Below are 18,340 nucleotides of genomic sequence, written 5' to 3' on the forward strand. Positions count from 1 at the left end.
CCGCATGCCTGTCTGTTTGCGCCTGTTGCAAGCGGTGCTGGGACTGTGCGCCTTGCTGGCCGCCTGGCCCTTGAGCGGCGCGTGGCGCGTTGCGGCCCTGTCCGGCCCCGGCCTTGGCCACAGCCAGATGGTGGGCGGGTATGCGCTGGGCTCGAGCGGTGCGCTGTTGAGTGCGGTTGGCGGCATGTTTTTGCTTGCTTTGCTGCGCAAGCGCAGAAAGCCGCAGACGCTTGATATTTCGCCGGTTGGCCAGTTGCGGCTGGCGGTATATCTGGAGCGTGGCGGGGCGTCGGGGATGGGTGCCAACGGGGTGGCGGAGCCGGCTGGGCCGGCGCCGTTGGTGCCCCCGGGGCTGCGCCTGTTGCCGGGCTCGACGTTGTGGCCGGCGCTGCTGGTGCTGTGCCTGGCAGATGCCGCAGGGCGGCGCGCGGATGTGCTGGTGCAGCGCGGCAGCAGCTGCGCCGCCTTCCGCCCGTTGGCCGTGGCGTGCCGGGCCATCGCGGCGCGGGGGTAGGGAAGAATAAATGTGGGGCGAACACTGAACTTCTTGCAGCGGGCCAACTCTATATCCATACAGGCGCCCACGCTGCATGACTACAGGGGCATTGGGCGTGAGGACAGAGCGCGAGTATGATCAGTTACTGGTCGAGCGGGTGCAGGCTGGCGACAAACGGGCATTCGATGTGCTGGTATCGAAATACCAGCGCCGCTTGATGCGCCTCGTGTCGCGCCTTGTGCATGACCCGGCGGAGGCCGAAGATGTGGTGCAGGAAACCTTTATCAAGGCATACCGGGCGCTGCGCCATTTTCGCGGCGATGCCGCCTTTTATACCTGGCTGTACCGCATCGGCATCAATACGGCCAAGAATTATCTTGTCATGCAGGGGCGCCGCGCCTCTACGTCCAGCGATACCGACGCCGAGCAGGCGGAGTCCTTCGATGATGGCAATAAATTGCGCGACAACAATACGCCGGAATCGGTGCTGGCCAGCAAGCAGATTGCGGCCACCGTCAATGCGGCCATGGATGTGCTGCCCATCGAATTGCGCACCGCCATCGTGCTGCGCGAGATCGAGGGCCTGAGCTATGAAGAAATATCGGAAATCATGGCGTGCCCCATCGGCACCGTGCGCAGCCGGATTTTTCGCGCGCGCGAAGTGATTGCGGAGAAATTGAAACCGTTGCTGGACATGCCGATTGACAAGCGCTGGTAATCTGGGGAGTATGAGGCTGGCATGGCTGCGTCCGGTTTCCGCACCGATCCTTTTGAAATGGCAGGACCCATCATGGATACGCACACACGATTGCACGAGACTATTTCCGCCCTGGCCGATGGCGAGCTGGCGGCGAGCGAACTCGAACTGGCTTTTGCCGCCCTCGATACGGATGAGGGACGGCAGGCCTGGGATGCCTATCGCCATATCGGTGACGTGCTGCGCTCGGAGCAGTACGGCCATGCATTGAGCGCCCAGTTCGATGCCCGCCTGGCCAGTTGCCTGGCCGCCGAGGCGGCGCCAGAGGGGCCGGCTGCCGCTGCGGAGCCGTCGCTGCCCTTGTCCGCCGCCATCGTGCCGCCGAACACAGCCGAGCCGCTGGAAGCGGGACCGCTGGCGCAGCGTTAGCGTTGCCGCTGCGCCATCTTATACCAGGCTTAACGTCCCCGTCGCCCCCTTGACACTGGCCTTCGGTACGATTGACACTGTGCGCAGGCAATATCTTGCTTTTGCGATATATTGTTGCATTGTTTGCCATGCACGCTGCCAGGTGGGTTTGCCCCTGGGATGTCGTCGTGACGGCCAAGCATGCAGCAGGAAATCGCCTGATCCCCGTTTTGATCCGTTTATATATTCGAGAAGATCCATTCCATGAAAAAAAACATGTGTGCTGCCAGCAAGTCGTTTTCAGTGAAGACACTTTCCGCCTTATTGTTCGGTACGGCTGGCGTTTTTTTTGCTCCCACCATGCTGGGCCTGGCGCCACAGGCGCAGGCCGCCGTGCCGGCCGTGAAACTGCCTGATTTTTCTGACCTGGTCGACGCCGTCGGCCCGGCCGTCGTGAATATCCGCACCACCGAGCGCCTGAAGATGAGCGGCCCCGGTGCCGGCAGCCAGGATGAGCAGGAAATGCAGGAGTTCCTGCGCCGCTTCTTTGGCGGCGCCATGCCGACACCGCGCCAGCAGGCGCCACGCGGCGGCCGCCGCGCCGTGCCGCAGGAACAGGAAGTGCAGCGCGGCGTCGGTTCCGGCTTCATCATTTCTGCCGATGGCTACGTGCTGAGCAATGCCCACGTGGTCGATGGCGCCGATGAAGTCTACGTGACCCTGACGGACAAGCGCGAATTCAAGGCTAAGGTGATCGGCGCCGATGCGCGTACCGACGTGGCGCTGCTGAAAATCGAAGGCGGCAATCTGCCGCGTCTGACCATCGGCGACTCCAACAAGATACGCGTGGGCGAGTGGGTCATCGCCATCGGCTCGCCGTTCAACCTGGAAAACACGGTGACTTCCGGCATTATTTCCGCCAAGTCGCGCGACACGGGCGACTATTTGCCCCTGATCCAGAGCGACGTGGCCGTCAACCCCGGCAACTCGGGCGGTCCGCTGATCAATATGCGCGGCGAAGTGATCGGCATCAATTCGCAGATCGCCACCCTGTCCGGCGCGTATAACGGCATCTCGTTCGCCGTGCCCATAGATGAAGCCATGCGCGTGGGCGAGCAGCTGAAAAAGACGGGTAAAGTCGTGCGCGGGCGTATCGGCGTGCAGATCGGCGAAGTGAGCAAGGACGTGGCGGAATCGCTGGGCTTGCCGAATGCCAAGGGCGCGCAAGTGTCGATGGTGGAGCCGGGCGGTCCGGCCGACAAGGCGGGCATCAAGCCGGGCGACATCATCCTGAAATTCAACGGTGCCCAGATCGAGCGCTCTTCCGACCTGCCGCGCCTGGTGGGTGGCGCCGCCGTCAACGGCAAGTCCACGCTGACCGTGTGGCGCAAGGGTGCGCAGCAGGACATCCCCGTCACCGTCGTCGAGCTGGAAAGCGAGAAAACGGCGAAGAAGAGCGCCAAGGAGCCGGAAGCGCAAGCCGTCAATGCACTGGGATTGAAGGTCAGCGACGTGCCGGCCGCGAAGAAACAGGAGCTGAAGATCGACGCGGGCGTGCTGGTCGACGAGGCCGATGGGGTGGCGGCCCTGGCCGGCCTGCAGCCTGGCGATGTGATCTTGCAACTGAATAACGTTGCCGTGAAAGATGCCAAACAGTTCAATGCCCTGGTCGCCAAGCTCGATCCGAAGAAGACGTCGGCCATGCTGGTGCGCCGTGGCGATACGGCGCAATTCGTTTCGCTGCGCCCGTCGGCGAAGTAACCATGTGATCATCCCGCATTCCGGCCGCGGCCGGGATGCGGTATCCTGCCCGCCATGCACTTTACCCTCTATTCCCGCATTTATTGCCACCTTTGCCAGGACATGCTGGACGCCTTGCTCCTGCTGCAGCCGCCCGAAAAACCGTTCACGGTGGACGTGATCGATATCGATGCCTCGCCCGACGCCTCGCTGCTGGCGCGTTTCGACGAGCTGGTGCCGGTGCTGTTTGGCGACCTGGCGCAGCCTGAGCTCTGCCATTATTTCCTTGACGAGGCGGCCGTGCGGCGCTGCCTGGTGTAGTTTGATTGTCAATATTGACACTGCATTGCACCATTCTGGTGCTGAAAACAGCTGAAAATGTCGGCTTGCCCCGGTGCCGGCCTCATAAGACGGGCTTTCTACTCTGAAATCCGGTAAAATGGGGAGGTCGAAAAAGCTACTGTCCGAGGCAGCAGCTTCTGTCGCTTCAAAAGCGCTCGCTTGGGCATGCAGATGTCCTGCTCGGAGCGCTTTTTTCATCATGAGCGGGGTGCCTGGTTTGGCCCGGGCATGATCCCCTTGATTCCTGTTAAGCAGTGTCGTCACTCGCACATATATTAGTTAATGAACAACATACGCAATTTCTCCATCATCGCCCATATTGACCACGGTAAATCGACCCTGGCTGACCGCATCATTCAATTGTGCGGCGGCTTGTCCGACCGCGAGATGGAGGCGCAGGTGCTCGATTCGATGGATCTGGAGCGCGAGCGCGGCATTACCATCAAGGCGCAAACGGCGGCCCTGCACTACAAGGCGCGCGATGGCCAGATATATAACCTGAACCTGATCGATACGCCGGGCCACGTCGACTTCAGCTATGAAGTGTCGCGCTCGCTGTCGGCGTGCGAAGGCGCGCTGCTGGTCGTGGACGCGTCGCAAGGCGTGGAAGCGCAAACGGTGGCCAACTGCTACACGGCGCTGGACCTGGGCGTGGAAGTGGTGCCCGTCCTGAACAAGATCGACTTGCCGAACGCGGACCCACCGAGCGCGATTGCCGAGATCGAAGACGTGATCGGCATCGACGCCGGTGACGCCGTGCATTGCTCGGCCAAGACGGGCTTCGGCGTGCTGGACGTGCTCGAGCAACTGATCGTCAAGGTGCCGCCACCGAAGGGCGACCCCGAGGCGCCGCTGCAGGCGCTGATCGTCGACTCCTGGTATGACGCCTATGTGGGCGTGGTCATGCTGGTGCGCGTCATCAACGGCACCCTGAAACCGAAAGACAAGATTCGCCTGATGGCCACCGATTCGGTGCAGCTGGTGGAAGACATCGGCGTGTTTTCTCCCCGTTCGCAATCCTTGCCGCAATTGTCGGCAGGCCAGGTGGGCTTCATCATCGCCGGCATCAAGGAATTGAAAGCGGCGAAAGTGGGTGACACCGTCACCCTGGCCAACCGTCCTGCCGCTGCGCCATTGCCTGGCTTCAAGGAAGTGCAGCCGCAAGTGTTCGCCGGCCTGTTCCCTGTGGAAGCGAACCAGTATGACGCGCTGCGCGACTCGCTGGAAAAGCTGAAACTGAATGACGCGGCCCTGATGTACGAGCCGGAAGTGTCGCAGGCGCTGGGCTTCGGCTTCCGCTGCGGCTTCCTGGGCTTGCTGCACATGGAAATCGTGCAGGAGCGCCTCGAGCGTGAATTCGACATGGACCTGATCACCACGGCGCCTACCGTGGTGTACGAAGTGATCCAGCGCGACGGCACCATGATCAACGTCGACAATCCGTCGAAGATGCCCGATCCCTCGCGCATCGAGGAAGTGCGCGAGCCTATCGTCACGGTCAATCTGTACATGCCGCAGGAATACGTGGGCTCCGTGATCACCTTGTGTATCGGCAAGCGCGGCATCCAGATGGATATGAGCTACCACGGCCGCCAGGTCAAGCTCGTGTATGAAATGCCGATGGCCGAGATCGTGCTGGACTTCTTCGACCGCCTAAAATCGACGTCGCGCGGCTATGCCTCGATGGATTACGAGTTCAAGGAATACCGCGCGGCCGATGTGGTCAAGGTCGACATGCTGATCAACAGCGAAAAAGTCGATGCGCTGGCCATCATCGTCCACCGTTCGAACAGCCAGTACCGTGGCCGTCAGGTGGCCGCCAAGATGCGTGAACTGATCCCGCGCCAGATGTTCGACGTGGCCATCCAAGCGACTATCGGCGCGAACATCATTTCGCGCGAGAACGTAAAAGCCTTGCGCAAGAACGTCTTGGCCAAGTGCTATGGCGGCGACATCAGCCGCAAGAAAAAATTGCTGGAAAAACAAAAAGCGGGCAAGAAACGCATGAAGCAAGTGGGTTCCGTGGAGATCCCGCAAGAAGCATTCCTGGCAATTTTACAAGTGGATGGTTAATCAATGAACCTGCAAGTGATTTTAGGAAATTTCGCTTTAATCCTGTTTGTGCTGATGGTGTTGACGGGGCTGGTCTGGTGCCTGGATGTGTTTTATCTGTCCAAGCAGCGCCGCAAGGCGGCCGACCGCGCCCTGGCTGAATTCGATGCGCGCCAGTCCAAGCTGGCCGCCGAGGGCATCAAGTCCGATGCGGGCGGCAGCCGGGCCAGCATCGAGGCGGCCCTGTTGCGCCAGCCGACCTGGGTCGAGTATTCGGGCAGCTTCTTCCCCGTCATCGCGCTCGTGTTCTGCCTGCGCTCGTTCCTGTACGAGCCGTTCAAGATCCCGTCGAGCTCGATGGTGCCGACCTTGCTGGTGGGCGATCTGATCCTGGTGAACAAGTTCACCTATGGCATTCGTTTGCCGATCGTCAACAAGCGCATCATTGAAGTCAATGATCCGCAGCGCGGTGACGTGATGGTGTTCAAGTATCCGAAAGATATGTCGCAAGACTATATCAAGCGCGTGATCGGTGTGCCCGGTGATAAAATCACCTATGAAAACAAGCGCTTGACGGTCAACGGCAAGGAAGTGGCGTACACGCCGCTGGACGACTACCTGGACGATGAAAGCACCGTCTACCACAAGCAGCTGGAAGAAAACCTGACGGGCGTGAGCCACCGCATCCTCAACGACGAGCCTGCTCCAACGTTGAACTTGCGCGAAGTGAAGGATTTCCCCCACAAGGATGCGTGCGACTACAACGAAGACGGTTTTACGTGTGTAGTGCCACAAGGCAATTACTTCATGATGGGTGACAACCGCGACAATAGCGCGGACAGCCGCTACTGGGGCTTCGTGCCGAACGAAAACATCGTCGGCAAGGCTTTCCTCGTGTGGATGAACTTCAGCAATCCGAAACGTGTGGGCGGCATACACTAGGCCGTCCCTATGGCTGCCGTGCCGATTCCCCGCGCGGCGGCCAGCCGAATTACTCAGATGACACAGAAACAACAATGAATCTTCAGCTATTGCAAACCCGTTTAGGCTATACGTTCCAGGATGCTGGCCTGTTGCAGCAAGCCTTGACGCATCGTAGCCACAGCAGTTTGCATAACGAGCGGCTGGAATTCCTCGGCGACTCCATCCTCAACTGCGTGGTCGCTTCCATCCTGTACGAACGCTTCAAGTCCATCGATGAAGGCGATCTGTCGCGCCTGCGCGCCAATCTGGTCAAGCAGCAGTCGCTGTATGAAATCGCGCAAAAGCTGGAATTGTCGCAATTTTTGCGCCTGGGCGAAGGCGAACTGAAATCGGGCGGCTTCCGCCGTCCATCGATCCTCGCCGATACTCTGGAAGCCTTGCTGGGCGCCATTTTCCTCGACACGGGCTTCGATGCGGCCAGCACGGTGATCCGCGCGTTCTACATTCCCATCCTCGACTCGGTCGATCCGCAAACCTTGGGCAAGGATGCCAAGACCCTGCTGCAGGAGTTTTTGCAAAGCAAGAAAATTTCGCTGCCACAGTACAACGTGGTGGCCACCCACGGCGCCGCCCACAGCCAGGAATTCGAGATCGAATGCCTGGTGCCGAAATTGAACATCCAGGTTTACGGCCGTGGCGGAAGCCGCCGCGCCGGTGAGCAAGCCGCCGCCAAACTGGCGCTGGACGTGGCCGAGCAGGCGCTGCTGAAGTCGCCTGCCGCCAGCCGCAAGCCCAAACCGCGCGCCGCCCAGCTCAAGCTGGCCGGCATTGCCACCATCCAGAGCGACGACGCGCCAGCTCCTGCAGCCCCGGCGATCGCCGCTCACACTAAACAGAATCGACACTAGCATGACAGCCACCAAAATGCCCGACAACTTCCGCTGCGGCTATATCGCCATCGTGGGCCGCCCGAACGTGGGCAAATCGACCCTGATGAACGTGCTGATCGGCGCGAAGGTCAGCATCACTTCGCGCAAGGCGCAAACCACGCGCCACCGCATCACGGGCATCCAGACGGTGCCGGACGCGCAATTCATCTACGTCGACACGCCTGGTTTCCAGACGCGCCACTCGAACGCGCTGAACAAGACGCTGAATAAGACCGTCACGAACACCCTGATTTCTTCGGACGTGATTTTGTACGTGATCGAGGCGGGCACGTTTGGCCCGGCCGACCAGCAAGTGATGGACCTGCTGCCGAAGGAAGTGCCGTGCATTCTCGTCATCAATAAATCGGACCGCGTGAAAGACAAGGCCGTGCTGCTGCCGTTCGCGCAAAAGGTCGCCGCCATGCGCGACTTCGCCGCCATCGTGCCCGTCTCCGCCAAGCTGCACTTCCAGCTGGAAGGCTTGCAGAACGAAATCAAGCGCTTCCTGCCGGAAAACCAGCCCATCTTCGGACCGGACGACATCACGGACCGCAGCGAGAAATTCCTCGCCTCGGAAATCGTGCGCGAAAAACTGTTCCGCTTTGTCGGCGACGAACTGCCGTACACGAGCACCGTCCTGATCGAGAAATTCGAGCAGGAAGGCGACCTGCGCCGCGTGTTCGCCGCCATCCTGGTCGAGCGCGATACGCACAAGTCCATGATTATCGGCAACAAGGGCGCGCGCCTGAAGGAAGTCTCCACCCAGGCCCGCCTGGATATGGAAAAGCTGTTCGGCGGCCCCGTATACCTGGAAATCTGGGTCAAGGTCAAGTCGGGCTGGGCCGACAACGAGGCGGGCTTGCGCGCCTACGGCTACGAGTAATCCGCAACCCGGGGGCGACGCCACACGCATGAGCACCACCACGCCAGCGCTGCACGATCCTGCGCCAGCCTCCCTCGTTGTCCCCGTGCCGGTGGCCATTGCGCCGCCGGCCGCAATTCCCGCATCCGCCGCGCCCCGCCGCAGCCGTCCGCCCGCGCGCGACGGCAAGGTCACGGGCCAGCCGGCCTTCGTGCTGCACAGCTATCCGCATAAGGAAACCAGCCTCATCGTCGACGTGTTTACACGCGAATATGGCCGTATCGCGCTCGTCGCCAAGGGCGCCAAGCGGCCCCACTCGCAGTTGCGCGGCGTGCTGCAGACCTTCCAGCCGCTGCAGGCGGGCTGGACGGGTAAATCCGAACTGCGCATATTGACTGGCGCCGAGTGGGTAGGGGGCATGTTGCCGCTGGAAAAGACCGCCTTGCTGTGCGGCTTTTATCTGAACGAATTGCTGGTGAAACTGCTGGCGCGCGACGACCCCCATCCCGTCCTGTTTGACCACTACGTTGCCACCTTGAATCAACTGGCGCACAATGAGCCGCCGCCCATCGTGCTGCGCAAGTTCGAGCGCGCCTTGCTCAAGGAAACGGGCGTGGCGGCCGACCTGACGCGCTGCACGGGCACGCGCCAGGCCGTCGATGCGGGGCAGGTGTACGTGGTCGACCCTGAACGGGGACCGCGTCCGGCGCGCGCCGCCGACGCCTGGCCCAAGATCACGGGCAAGACCCTGCTCGACATGGAGCGCGAAGATTATCTTGACGTGGCCACGCAGGCGCAAAGCAAGCTGCTGATGCGCTTTTTGCTGGCCCATCAACTGGGTGGCGCCACCTTGAATACGCGCCAGATACTGATCGATTTAATGCAGTTGTAGCTGCGGTTTGCCGCACGACAGCACTTTACGGATACCATCACTATGAGCTTTTTGCAGCCTTCCGGCCCCGTCATCGACCTGGGCGTGAATATCGACCACGTGGCCACCTTGCGCAATGCGCGCGGCACCGCTTATCCGGACCCGATCCGCGCGGCCCTGCTGGCCGAGCAGGCGGGCGCCGACGCCATCACCCTGCATTTGCGTGAAGACCGCCGCCACATCAAGGATGCGGACGTCATCGCCATCGCGCCGCAATTGCTTACGCGCATGAACCTGGAAGCGGCCGTGACACGGGAAATGATCGACTTCGCCTGCCGTATCAAGCCGGCGGACGTCTGCCTGGTGCCGGAAAAGCGTACGGAAGTGACGACGGAAGGGGGCCTGGACGTGGTGCGCTACTTCAAGGAAGTGCAGGCGGCCGTAAAACAATTGCAAGGCGAGGGCATCCGCGTGAGCCTGTTCATCGATGCGGACGAGCAGCAGATCGCTGCCGCCGCCGAGCTCGGCGCGCCCGTGATCGAGCTGCACACGGGGCGCTATGCGGATACGCAAGGCGCCGAGCAGCTGGCGGAACTGGAGCGCATCAAGGCGGGCGTGCTGTTCGGCGTGGGCCGCGGCTTGAAGGTCAACGCGGGCCACGGCTTGCATTACACCAATGTGCAGGCCATCGCCGCCATTCCGGATATTAGCGAGTTGAACATCGGCCACGCCATCGTCGCGCATGCCGTGTTTGTCGGCTGGGAAAACGCCGTGCGTGAAATGAAGGCCATCATGGTGGCGACGCGCCTCGCTGGCAAAGCATAAACGCGCGCACAAAGGAGGCAGCATGATCTACGGCATCGGCACCGACATCTGCAAGATCCCCCGCGTCGAGGCGGCGCTGGCGCGCCACGGCGAGCGTTTCGCGAAAAAGATACTGGGACCGCAGGAGCTGGAAAAGTTCCGCGCCCGCAGCGCCAAGAACGCCGTGCGCGGGGTACGCTTTCTGGCCACGCGCTTCGCGGCCAAGGAGGCGTTTTCCAAGGCCATCGGCCTGGGCTTGCGCATGCCGATGACCTGGCCCGCCGCGCAGATGCTGAACCACCCGAGCGGCAAGCCGATGATCGTCTGCAGCGGCGTGCTGGCCGAGTTCATGGAAAAAAACCGCTTGAGCGCGCAAGTGACGATCAGCGATGAAGAAGAGTATGCGGTCGCGTTCGTGATCGTGGAGCAAGCAGTGTAACAATGAGCCAGCAATGACCGAAGCAACCCCAGAATCTACCTTGGCCGAGACGGCGCCCGACCCGCGCGCGCAGGTGCTGGCCACCGTCGCCAAGCTGCCGAATTTGCCTGGCGTGTACCGCTATTTCGACGCCGCCGACAAGGTGCTGTACGTCGGCAAGGCGCGCGACCTGAAAAAGCGCGTCTCCAGTTACTTCCAGAAAAACCTGGCCAGCCCCCGCATCGCCATGATGGTCGAGCGCATCGCGCGCCTTGAAACGACGGTGACGCACAGCGAGGCGGAAGCGCTGATCCTGGAAAACAACCTGATCAAGGCGCTGCAGCCGCGCTACAACATCCTGTTCCGCGACGACAAATCCTATCCCTACCTGAAAATCACGAATGGTGACGCGCCGCGCATGGTGTATTACCGGGGCGCGGTGGACAAGAAAAACCAGTATTTCGGGCCGTTCCCCAGTTCCTGGGCCGTCAAGGAATCGATGCAGATCCTGCAAAAGGTGTTTCTCATCCGCACCTGCGAGGACAGCGTCTACGCCAACCGTACGCGGCCCTGCCTGCTGCACCAGATCGGCCGCTGCAGCGCGCCGTGCGTGGACTTGATCAGCAAGGAAGATTATAAAAACGACGTGGAAAACGCGGCGCGCTTCCTGCGCGGGCGGCAAAGCGAAGTGATGGCCGACCTGGAAAAGAAGATGCACGCGTTTGCCGCCGAGCTGAAATTCGAGCAGGCCGTCGTGGTACGCAACCAGATCGCTTCGCTGTCGCGCGTGCTGCACCAGCAAAGCATGGAAACGACGGGTGACGCTGACGTCGACATCATCGCCGTGCTGGTGCAGGGCGGGCGTGCCTGCGTCAACCTGGCCATGGTGCGCGGCGGACGGCATCTGGGCGACCGCGCGTATTTCCCCAGCCAGCTCAGCGATGCTGCGGCGATTGCAGAAGAAGCCATCGAGGTGGAGGTGTTGGCCGCCTTCCTGGCCCAGCACTACACGGAAAAATTCATTCCCGGCACCCTGATCCTGAATATCGAATTCGACCAGCCGGCCCTGATGGTGGCCCTGATGGAGCAGTGCGGCCACCGCATCAATCTGATTTTCCAGCCTCAGGGACAGCGCCGCCAGTGGCTGGAAATGGCGCAGAAGGGGGCCGAGATTTCGCTGGCGCGCTTGTTGTCCGAGCAGGGTTCGCAGCAGTCGCGCACGCGCGCGCTGGCCGAAGCGCTGCGCCTGGAAACGGAAGACCTCGACAGCCTGCGCGTGGAATGTTTCGACATCAGCCATACGCAGGGCGAGGCGACACAGGCGTCGTGCGTGGTGTTCCACCACCACGCCATGCAGAACGGCGAATACCGGCGCTACAACATCAACGACATCACGCCCGGCGACGATTACGCGGCCATGCGCCAGGTCCTCATGCGCCGCTACGAAAAGGTGGCGAATGGCGATGGCGTGATGCCCGACGTGGTCTTGATCGACGGCGGCAAGGGCCAGATCGAAATGGCGCGCCAGGTGTTTGCCGAGCTGGGACTCGATACCAGCTTGATTGTCGGCGTGGCCAAGGGGGAGGGGCGCAGGGTGGGCCTGGAAACCCTGCTGTTCGTCGATGGCCGCGCGGCGCAGGAGCTGGGCAAGGAATCTGCGGCCCTGATGCTGATCGCGCAAATCCGCGACGAGGCGCACCGCTTCGCCATTACCGGCATGCGCGCCAAGCGGGCCAAGACGCGCCAGACATCGCGCCTGGAAGAGATCGAGGGCATCGGCGCCAAGCGCAGGCAAAAACTGCTGTCGCGCTTTGGCGGCTTGCGCGGCGTGGTCGACGCCAGTGTCGAGGACCTGATGTCGGTGGAGGGGATTTCCACGCAACTGGCGGAAGAAATCTACAGGCAGTTGCATTGATGGATAGTGCCTGGTCCGGCGCTGCGGCAACCGGACTAGGCTAATACCCTGGGGCCATGTAGACTAGTGGCGCTTTCTTCACGCTTTCTTCATGTTCAATTTACCCGTCGGCCGATTGCTCTCTTATGCCTTTTAATATTCCCATCCTTTTGACCTGGCTGCGCGTGGCCCTGATACCGCTCGTCGTCGGCGTGTTTTACCTGCCGCCGTCGATGCTGCTGCACGGCGACCAGAACCTGGTTGCCACCCTGGTCTTCATCGTTGCGGCCGTGACCGACTGGTTCGATGGTTTCCTCGCGCGGCGCTGGAACCAGACGTCGGCCTTCGGCGCCTTCCTCGACCCGGTCGCCGACAAGCTGATGGTGGCGGGCGCCTTGCTGGTGCTGGTGCAGCTGGACCGTGTCAATGCCGTGCTGGCCTTCATCATCATCGGCCGCGAAATCACGATTTCCGCGCTGCGTGAATGGATGGCGCAGATCGGCGCCTCGAAATCGGTGGCCGTCAGCTCGATCGGCAAGATCAAGACGGCCGCGCAAATGACAGCCATTCCCTTGCTGCTGTACCACGAAGTGATCTTTGGCGCGATCGATACCCACGTGTGGGGCGAGAAGCTGCTGTGGATCGCCTGCGTGCTGACGGTGTGGTCGATGTTCTATTACTTGCGCCTGGCATGGCCACTCATCAAGGAAAAAGCGGGAAATTTGCAGCAGGAATAAGCAGGCGGCTATTTTCGGCGGAATATTTTGCAAAAGACCAGATATTGCCCGTTGACAGCCCCTGTAATCCCTCTATAATGCTGGCCTGTTGTTGATGACGCGGGAGTAGCTCAGTTGGTAGAGCGCAACCTTGCCAAGGTTGAGGTCGAGAGTTCGAGACTCTTCTCCCGCTCCAGTTTCCTGGATCGTGTCATAGGTAAAAACAGCGAATGCAGTAAAAAGTAGTACTGGCGATGTAGTAGAGCTTCTGATACAATGTTGTCCACTGCGGGAGTAGCTCAGTTGGTAGAGCGCAACCTTGCCAAGGTTGAGGTCGAGAGTTCGAGACTCTTCTCCCGCTCCAGTGAATACTGGATCAGCAGTAAAGCAGCACTGGTAAACGGTAGTAAAAAGCAGTAAAATAGCGGTTCGTATGCGGGAGTAGCTCAGTTGGTAGAGCGCAACCTTGCCAAGGTTGAGGTCGAGAGTTCGAGACTCTTCTCCCGCTCCAGCGAAAGCTGAAGCAGTACAGCAAGATGGCAGTAGCAGAAAATAGAAGCTCCAATGCGGGAGTAGCTCAGTTGGTAGAGCGCAACCTTGCCAAGGTTGAGGTCGAGAGTTCGAGACTCTTCTCCCGCTCCAGAATTCTAAAGGGAAGCTAAGCTGGCTTCCTTTTTTTATCCGCCGCGGTACGTGGCGCGATTAGGCGGTAATAAGCTCCAATGCGGGAGTAGCTCAGTTGGTAGAGCGCAACCTTGCCAAGGTTGAGGTCGAGAGTTCGAGACTCTTCTCCCGCTCCAGTTTTCAAGGTGGGCCGCAAGGCGCATCCAAGCAGTTCCTCTGGCGAGGTAGCAAAGAGGTTATGCAGCGGCCTGCAAAGCCGTTTAGACGGGTTCGATTCCCGTCCTCGCCTCCAGATGAAAAAAATAGCCCGCTTTCGAGTGGGCTATTTTTTTGCCCATGTTTTTGTCGTCTGCGCATCTTGTATAATGCCAACGAGCTCAACCGCGCCGCCTGGCGCCTTGATGAAACTTCCCCTTTCCGCCATACCCATGTAGTCACTGACGACTTTCCTGCTCCGTTCAACCGCAGCGCGGCTTTTCTGTGACGCCCGCTGGCATGGCTGCGCCTGATGATTGCCCATCAGGCCGGCATTTTCTCTGTTCCGACTTTGGATACGCATCAATGATCAACGCAACTTTTCGGGATGAGTGGTTCTCGAACATACAAAAAAACGTTCTGGCGGGGCTGACCACCTCATTCGCGCTGGTGCCTGAATGCATCGCCTTTGCCCTCGTGGCGCAACTGAATCCCCTGATGGGCCTTTATGGCGCCTTCATCATTTGCGCATTCACGGCCATCTTTGGCGGGCGCCCCGGCATGATTTCGGGCGCGGCAGGTTCCATGGCCGTTGTCATCGTGGCGCTGGTGGCCCAGCATGGCGTGCAATATCTGCTGGCCACCGTGGTGCTGAGCGGCATCATCATGGCGCTGTTCGGCATCTTGCGCCTGGGTAAGCTGATCCGCATGGTGCCCTACCCGGTGATGCTGGGCTTTGTGAATGGCCTGGCCATCGTCATCGCCATGGCCCAGCTGGAACACTTCCGCCAGGCCACGCCGCAAGGCGAAACCTGGCTGCAAGGCGCGCCCTTGTACGTGATGAGCGCGCTGGTGCTGCTCACCATGGCCATCGTCTACGTGCTGCCGCGCCTGACAAAAGCCGTGCCGCCGGCGCTGGTGGCCATCCTGGGCGTGGGCGTGCTCAGCCATTTCTTGCAGCTGCCCACGCGCACCCTGGGCGACCTCGCGCATATCGCCGGCGGCTTGCCGGCCCTGCATTGGCCTACCGTGCCGCTGGACATGGCGACCTTGCACATCATCTTTCCGTATGCTGCACTGATGGCCATGGTGGGCTTGCTGGAAACCTTGCTCACTTTTAATCTCACTGATGAGATGACTGAAACGCGGGGCCAGCCGAACCGCGAATGCATCGCCCTCGGCGCATCGAACGTCGTCTCGGGCCTGTTTGGCGGCATGGGCGGTTGCGCCATGATCGGGCAGACCATGATCAACCTGAGTTCGGGCGGGCGCTCGCGCCTGTCGGGAGTGACGGCCGGCGTGATGATTTTATTGTTCATCCTGTTCCTGTCGCCGCTGATCGAACGCATCCCGCTGGCCGCCCTGGTCGGCGTGATGTTCGTCGTGGCGCAGCAGACGTTTGCCTGGGGATCGCTGCGCGTGCTGGGCAAGGTGCCGCTGCAGGATGCGCTGGTGATCGTCGCCGTGACGGTGATCACGGTGTTTACGGACCTGGCGCTGGCCGTGCTGTGCGGCATCGTGATTGCGGCCTTGAATTTCGCCTGGCAACATGCGCGCGACATGCGTGCCGACATCGATGATGGTGCACAAGGCGTGCGCGTCTACCTGCCGCACGGTACCCTGTTTTTCGCCTCGACCACGCATTTCCTGGAACTGTTCCAGGCGGCGACCGACCCGGCCCGCGTCATCCTCGACTGCCGGCACCTGCACATGGCCGATCACTCGGCCATCGCCGCCATCGAAGCCTTGTATGAGCGTTATGAAAAGGCGGGCAAGCACCTGCAGGTGACGCATCTGTCTCCCCGCAACCAGGTCTTGCTGCAGCGCGCGGGCGTGGATGTGAGCGTGGCGTAAAATAGGCGATTGTTGAATGTCTGTGGAGTGTGAATGCTGTCGTACGAACAAGAGCAATTATTGCAGCAAAGCCAAACGGCTTTTGATGCCTACTATGACGCGCTGGGCGCGTCGCTGGTGAACTTTGTCGAGCGCCTGGGCATCCAGCCCGCGCACGAAGTGTTGACGAATGCGGCCGAATACCTGCCGTACATCGATGCGGCCATGCGCACCATCGTCATCCGCGACGAAAGCTGGCAATGGGTGAAAACCATGCTCGGCTACTTTATCGGCGAATACTTCGTGCAGGGTCATGCGGGCTGCTGGTATGTGGAAACGCGGGCGGAATCGCCGCATTTTTGCCGCACCATGGTGGGCGGCTTCGAGCATGGCTTGCCGGCGGACGCCGCCATCGATCCGGAGGCGCTGGCGCTGGAATTTCTGGGGCAATCCGTGCCGCGCGAACTGGCGGCACTGATCGCCCAGGCGCAAGCCCGCGCGGCTTGATGCCGCAGGGCTTGCTGAAGAAAATTTAAAACTCTTCCCACTCGCCTTCGGCCGGCGCCGTTGCCTTGCTGCTGGTGCGCATCACCGGCAGGCGCAGGGCAGGGGCCGAGGCCTTGCGGGCTGGTGCGACTGGCGCTGCCGGCACGCTGCGCTGCGTAGCTTTCACGCTGAAACGGTCGGTCGCCGCGGCGTTGGCGTCCAGGCGGAAGACGCTGACTACCTGCGCCAGTTCGCTCGCCTGTTCCTGCATCGCTTCGGCTGCTGCCGACGCTTCTTCCACCAGTGCCGCATTTTGCTGGGTCACCTGGTCCATTTCGGAAATGGCCTGGTTGACTTGCTCGATGCCCGCGCTCTGCTCTTCGCTGGCGTTGCTGATCTCGCTCATGATGGACGTGACGAAGCCGATGCTTTGCACGATTTCTTCCATTGTCTTGCCGGCCTTGTCGACCAGGTCCGTGCCCACGTCGACTTTTTGCACGGAGTCGTCGATCAAGCCCTTGATCTCTTTTGCCGCCGCCGCCGAGCGCTGCGCCAGGTTGCGCACCTCGGTGGCCACGACGGCAAAGCCGCGGCCCTGTTCGCCGGCGCGCGCCGCTTCCACGGCCGCGTTCAAGGCCAGGATGTTGGTCTGGAAGGCGATGCCGTCGATGACGGAAATGATGTCGACGATCTTCTTCGACGAGGTATTGATCTCGCTCATGGTGGCGACCACTTCGGCCACCACGGCGCCGCCGCGGCTGGCGATGCCGGCTGCGTCGCCGGCCAGTTTATTCGCCTGGCGCGCATTGTCGGCGTTCTGTTTTACTGTCGAGGTCAGTTCTTCCATCGACGAGGCCGTTTCTTCCAGCGAACTGGCTTGCTGCTCCGTGCGCGACGACAAGTCCTGGTTGCCGGCGGCGATTTCGGCCGATGCCGTGGCGATGGTGTCGGTGCCGCTGCGCACCTGGCCCACGATGCCGACGAGGCTGTCGTTCATGGTTTTCAGGGCGTGCATCAGCTGGCCCGTTTCATCGCGGCCTTGCGCAATGATGGTGCTGGTCAGATCGCCCGCTGCCACGGTTTCCGCCACTTTCACGGCGGCGCGGATGGGGCCGGTAATCGAGCGCGTGATCCACCACGCGAAGCCGATGCCCATCAGCACGGCCAGCACGCCCATGGTGATCAGGAAAATGCGGGTGCCGCTGTAGGCTTCGATGATGCTGTTGCCGACGCCGTCGGCCGCCTTGATCTGCATGCCGGCAAAGCGTTTGACTTCGGCCAGGTAAGCCACGGTGATCGGTGCGACTTCCTTGTCGAACACGACCTTGGCGCCCGCCATGTCGCCGTCGGCCTTCATCTTGAAGGCGCGTGCGCGCGTCGTCACGTAGTCGGTGCGCACCTTGCGCACGACCTTGAATTGCTCGATCACGGCCGGGTTGAGCAGGGAGGCGACGATGTCGTCCTGCAGCTTGCTGGAACGCTCCGCATCGACTTTCAAGTCTTCCTCGATCTTGGCGCGCACGACAGGATCGGTGATCTCGAACGAGGCGACGCCGCGCACGCTGTTGAGTTCAATGATCTTCGACCATTCGGCCACCATGCGCTGGTTCTTGATGCTGGTATTGATGAGGCGGTAAGTCAGGTCGCTGGCCGTTTGCATGCGCACGAGGGCGGTGATGGTCAAGGCGGCAAGCAACAGCAATACGACAGCAAAGCCGACGCCAAGGCGGCTGCCGATGTTCAGGTTTTTCATGTAATTCCTAACAGTTTAATAGTCATGATCGCCGCCGCCAGCAGGGGCGGACAGGCGCCGCAAGGCGCAGGGGATCGGGGTCTTCGGGTGCCGCGGATGGCTGTGCGGCGCGCCGCGCTGAGCGTGGCGTTGGAGGTGAAGCAAGGGGCTTGTCGGTCAGGCTGACCGCTGCCCAGCAAGCCGCAAGTATAGCATTGACGCAGAGAAATAGTTTTTCAAAGCAATTTTAATTATTTTTTGATATTGATTTCCTGTTGTGTTTTTACATCAAGTACCTAGTCCATAAGTACTATCAC

Annotated in this window: 17 protein-coding genes and 6 tRNA genes; 22 read left to right on the forward strand and 1 reads right to left on the reverse strand. The window is 61.0% G+C overall.

Translation table 11 applies throughout. The features are described from left to right. Nucleotides 1–4: 4 nt before the first annotated feature. From ASN89_RS26245 to ASN89_RS26355, 22 genes are all read left to right on the forward strand, one after another. A complete protein-coding gene (locus ASN89_RS26245) occupies nucleotides 5–514 on the forward strand; it encodes a hypothetical protein (RefSeq protein ID WP_058051295.1) in 510 nt (169 codons plus the stop codon). A gap of 76 nt (nucleotides 515–590) precedes the next feature. Beyond that, nucleotides 591–1,214, forward strand: coding sequence for an RNA polymerase sigma factor RpoE (gene rpoE / locus ASN89_RS26250; RefSeq protein ID WP_058051296.1), 624 nt, complete (start codon nucleotides 591–593; stop codon nucleotides 1,212–1,214). 72 nt (nucleotides 1,215–1,286) lie between these two features. Then, the gene (locus tag ASN89_RS26255; protein ID WP_058051329.1) at nucleotides 1,287–1,622 is read left to right on the forward strand and encodes a sigma-E factor negative regulatory protein; all 336 of its coding nucleotides are present in this window, start codon (nucleotides 1,287–1,289) and stop codon (nucleotides 1,620–1,622) included. Between the two features lie 243 nt (nucleotides 1,623–1,865). Continuing rightward, entirely contained in the window at nucleotides 1,866–3,362 is a 1,497-nt protein-coding gene (locus ASN89_RS26260) for a DegQ family serine endoprotease (protein WP_058051297.1), read from the forward strand. A 54-nt stretch (nucleotides 3,363–3,416) separates the two neighbouring features. Further along, nucleotides 3,417–3,662 carry a glutaredoxin family protein gene (locus tag ASN89_RS26265; protein ID WP_058051298.1) on the forward strand — a complete coding sequence of 82 codons (246 nt, stop codon included), beginning with the start codon at nucleotides 3,417–3,419 and terminating at the stop codon, nucleotides 3,660–3,662. 303 nt (nucleotides 3,663–3,965) lie between these two features. Continuing rightward, the gene (gene lepA, locus ASN89_RS26270) at nucleotides 3,966–5,756 is read left to right on the forward strand and encodes a translation elongation factor 4 (RefSeq protein WP_058051299.1); all 1,791 of its coding nucleotides are present in this window, start codon (nucleotides 3,966–3,968) and stop codon (nucleotides 5,754–5,756) included. 3 nt (nucleotides 5,757–5,759) lie between these two features. Continuing rightward, nucleotides 5,760–6,677, forward strand: a complete 918-nt coding sequence (gene lepB / locus ASN89_RS26275; RefSeq protein WP_058051300.1) for a signal peptidase I — start codon at nucleotides 5,760–5,762, stop codon at nucleotides 6,675–6,677. Between the two features lie 74 nt (nucleotides 6,678–6,751). Next, the gene (gene rnc / locus ASN89_RS26280; RefSeq protein ID WP_046683971.1) at nucleotides 6,752–7,567 is read left to right on the forward strand and encodes a ribonuclease III; all 816 of its coding nucleotides are present in this window, start codon (nucleotides 6,752–6,754) and stop codon (nucleotides 7,565–7,567) included. 1 nt (nucleotide 7,568) lies between these two features. Next, on the forward strand, nucleotides 7,569–8,471 hold the full coding sequence (gene era / locus ASN89_RS26285; protein WP_046683972.1) for a GTPase Era: 903 nt from the start codon (nucleotides 7,569–7,571) through the stop codon (nucleotides 8,469–8,471). 28 nt (nucleotides 8,472–8,499) lie between these two features. Continuing rightward, a complete protein-coding gene (recO, locus tag ASN89_RS26290) occupies nucleotides 8,500–9,342 on the forward strand; it encodes a DNA repair protein RecO (protein ID WP_058051301.1) in 843 nt (280 codons plus the stop codon). Nucleotides 9,343–9,384: 42 nt separating this feature from the next. After that, entirely contained in the window at nucleotides 9,385–10,146 is a 762-nt protein-coding gene (pdxJ, locus tag ASN89_RS26295) for a pyridoxine 5'-phosphate synthase (RefSeq protein WP_046683974.1), read from the forward strand. Between the two features lie 22 nt (nucleotides 10,147–10,168). Next, nucleotides 10,169–10,564 (forward strand): holo-ACP synthase, encoded by a 396-nt coding sequence (gene acpS / locus ASN89_RS26300; protein ID WP_058051302.1) that lies wholly within the window; start codon nucleotides 10,169–10,171, stop codon nucleotides 10,562–10,564. A gap of 13 nt (nucleotides 10,565–10,577) precedes the next feature. Continuing rightward, entirely contained in the window at nucleotides 10,578–12,458 is a 1,881-nt protein-coding gene (gene uvrC, locus ASN89_RS26305; protein WP_058051303.1) for an excinuclease ABC subunit UvrC, read from the forward strand. A 125-nt stretch (nucleotides 12,459–12,583) separates the two neighbouring features. Continuing rightward, complete coding sequence (pgsA, locus tag ASN89_RS26310) at nucleotides 12,584–13,174, forward strand: CDP-diacylglycerol--glycerol-3-phosphate 3-phosphatidyltransferase (RefSeq protein ID WP_058051304.1); 591 nt, start codon at nucleotides 12,584–12,586, stop codon at nucleotides 13,172–13,174. A 99-nt stretch (nucleotides 13,175–13,273) separates the two neighbouring features. Next, nucleotides 13,274–13,349, forward strand: a tRNA-Gly gene (locus tag ASN89_RS26315). 92 nt (nucleotides 13,350–13,441) lie between these two features. Beyond that, nucleotides 13,442–13,517: transfer RNA gene (locus ASN89_RS26320), tRNA-Gly, on the forward strand. Between the two features lie 71 nt (nucleotides 13,518–13,588). After that, nucleotides 13,589–13,664, forward strand: a tRNA-Gly gene (locus tag ASN89_RS26325). A 55-nt stretch (nucleotides 13,665–13,719) separates the two neighbouring features. After that, nucleotides 13,720–13,795 (forward strand) — tRNA-Gly (locus tag ASN89_RS26330). Nucleotides 13,796–13,877: 82 nt separating this feature from the next. After that, nucleotides 13,878–13,953 (forward strand) — tRNA-Gly (locus tag ASN89_RS26335). 42 nt (nucleotides 13,954–13,995) lie between these two features. Further along, a tRNA-Cys gene (locus ASN89_RS26340) sits at nucleotides 13,996–14,069 on the forward strand. A 269-nt stretch (nucleotides 14,070–14,338) separates the two neighbouring features. After that, entirely contained in the window at nucleotides 14,339–15,826 is a 1,488-nt protein-coding gene (locus ASN89_RS26350) for a SulP family inorganic anion transporter (protein WP_058051306.1), read from the forward strand. A gap of 33 nt (nucleotides 15,827–15,859) precedes the next feature. Continuing rightward, nucleotides 15,860–16,312 carry a hypothetical protein gene (locus tag ASN89_RS26355; protein WP_051991793.1) on the forward strand — a complete coding sequence of 151 codons (453 nt, stop codon included), beginning with the start codon at nucleotides 15,860–15,862 and terminating at the stop codon, nucleotides 16,310–16,312. A 25-nt stretch (nucleotides 16,313–16,337) separates the two neighbouring features. Here the strand turns inward: ASN89_RS26355 and ASN89_RS26360 are convergent, their stop codons facing one another. After that, nucleotides 16,338–18,044, reverse strand: coding sequence for a methyl-accepting chemotaxis protein (locus tag ASN89_RS26360; RefSeq protein ID WP_046683979.1), 1,707 nt, complete (start codon nucleotides 18,042–18,044; stop codon nucleotides 16,338–16,340). Nucleotides 18,045–18,340 lie beyond the last annotated feature (296 nt).

The organism is Janthinobacterium sp. Ant5-2-1, from assembly GCF_001445815.1.
GTDB lineage: Bacteria > Pseudomonadota > Gammaproteobacteria > Burkholderiales > Burkholderiaceae_D > Janthinobacterium > Janthinobacterium lividum_E.

Bases quoted from the DNA above. Each gene is read 5' to 3' on its own strand.
- uvrC (WP_058051303.1), top strand. From the start codon at position 10,578: ATGACCGAAGCAACCCCAGAATCTACCTTGGCCGAGACGGCGCCCGAC.
- ASN89_RS26245 (WP_058051295.1), top strand. From the start codon at position 5: ATGCCTGTCTGTTTGCGCCTGTTGCAAGCGGTGCTGGGACTGTGCGCC.
- pgsA (WP_058051304.1), top strand. From the start codon at position 12,584: ATGCCTTTTAATATTCCCATCCTTTTGACCTGGCTGCGCGTGGCCCTG.
- ASN89_RS26360 (WP_046683979.1), bottom strand. From the start codon at position 18,044: ATGAAAAACCTGAACATCGGCAGCCGCCTTGGCGTCGGCTTTGCTGTC.
- ASN89_RS26350 (WP_058051306.1), top strand. From the start codon at position 14,339: ATGATCAACGCAACTTTTCGGGATGAGTGGTTCTCGAACATACAAAAA.
- pdxJ (WP_046683974.1), top strand. From the start codon at position 9,385: ATGAGCTTTTTGCAGCCTTCCGGCCCCGTCATCGACCTGGGCGTGAAT.
- acpS (WP_058051302.1), top strand. From the start codon at position 10,169: ATGATCTACGGCATCGGCACCGACATCTGCAAGATCCCCCGCGTCGAG.
- era (WP_046683972.1), top strand. From the start codon at position 7,569: ATGACAGCCACCAAAATGCCCGACAACTTCCGCTGCGGCTATATCGCC.
- lepA (WP_058051299.1), top strand. From the start codon at position 3,966: ATGAACAACATACGCAATTTCTCCATCATCGCCCATATTGACCACGGT.
- rnc (WP_046683971.1), top strand. From the start codon at position 6,752: ATGAATCTTCAGCTATTGCAAACCCGTTTAGGCTATACGTTCCAGGAT.
- ASN89_RS26265 (WP_058051298.1), top strand. From the start codon at position 3,417: ATGCACTTTACCCTCTATTCCCGCATTTATTGCCACCTTTGCCAGGAC.
- lepB (WP_058051300.1), top strand. From the start codon at position 5,760: ATGAACCTGCAAGTGATTTTAGGAAATTTCGCTTTAATCCTGTTTGTG.
- ASN89_RS26255 (WP_058051329.1), top strand. From the start codon at position 1,287: ATGGATACGCACACACGATTGCACGAGACTATTTCCGCCCTGGCCGAT.
- recO (WP_058051301.1), top strand. From the start codon at position 8,500: ATGAGCACCACCACGCCAGCGCTGCACGATCCTGCGCCAGCCTCCCTC.
- rpoE (WP_058051296.1), top strand. From the start codon at position 591: ATGACTACAGGGGCATTGGGCGTGAGGACAGAGCGCGAGTATGATCAG.
- ASN89_RS26260 (WP_058051297.1), top strand. From the start codon at position 1,866: ATGAAAAAAAACATGTGTGCTGCCAGCAAGTCGTTTTCAGTGAAGACA.
- ASN89_RS26355 (WP_051991793.1), top strand. From the start codon at position 15,860: ATGCTGTCGTACGAACAAGAGCAATTATTGCAGCAAAGCCAAACGGCT.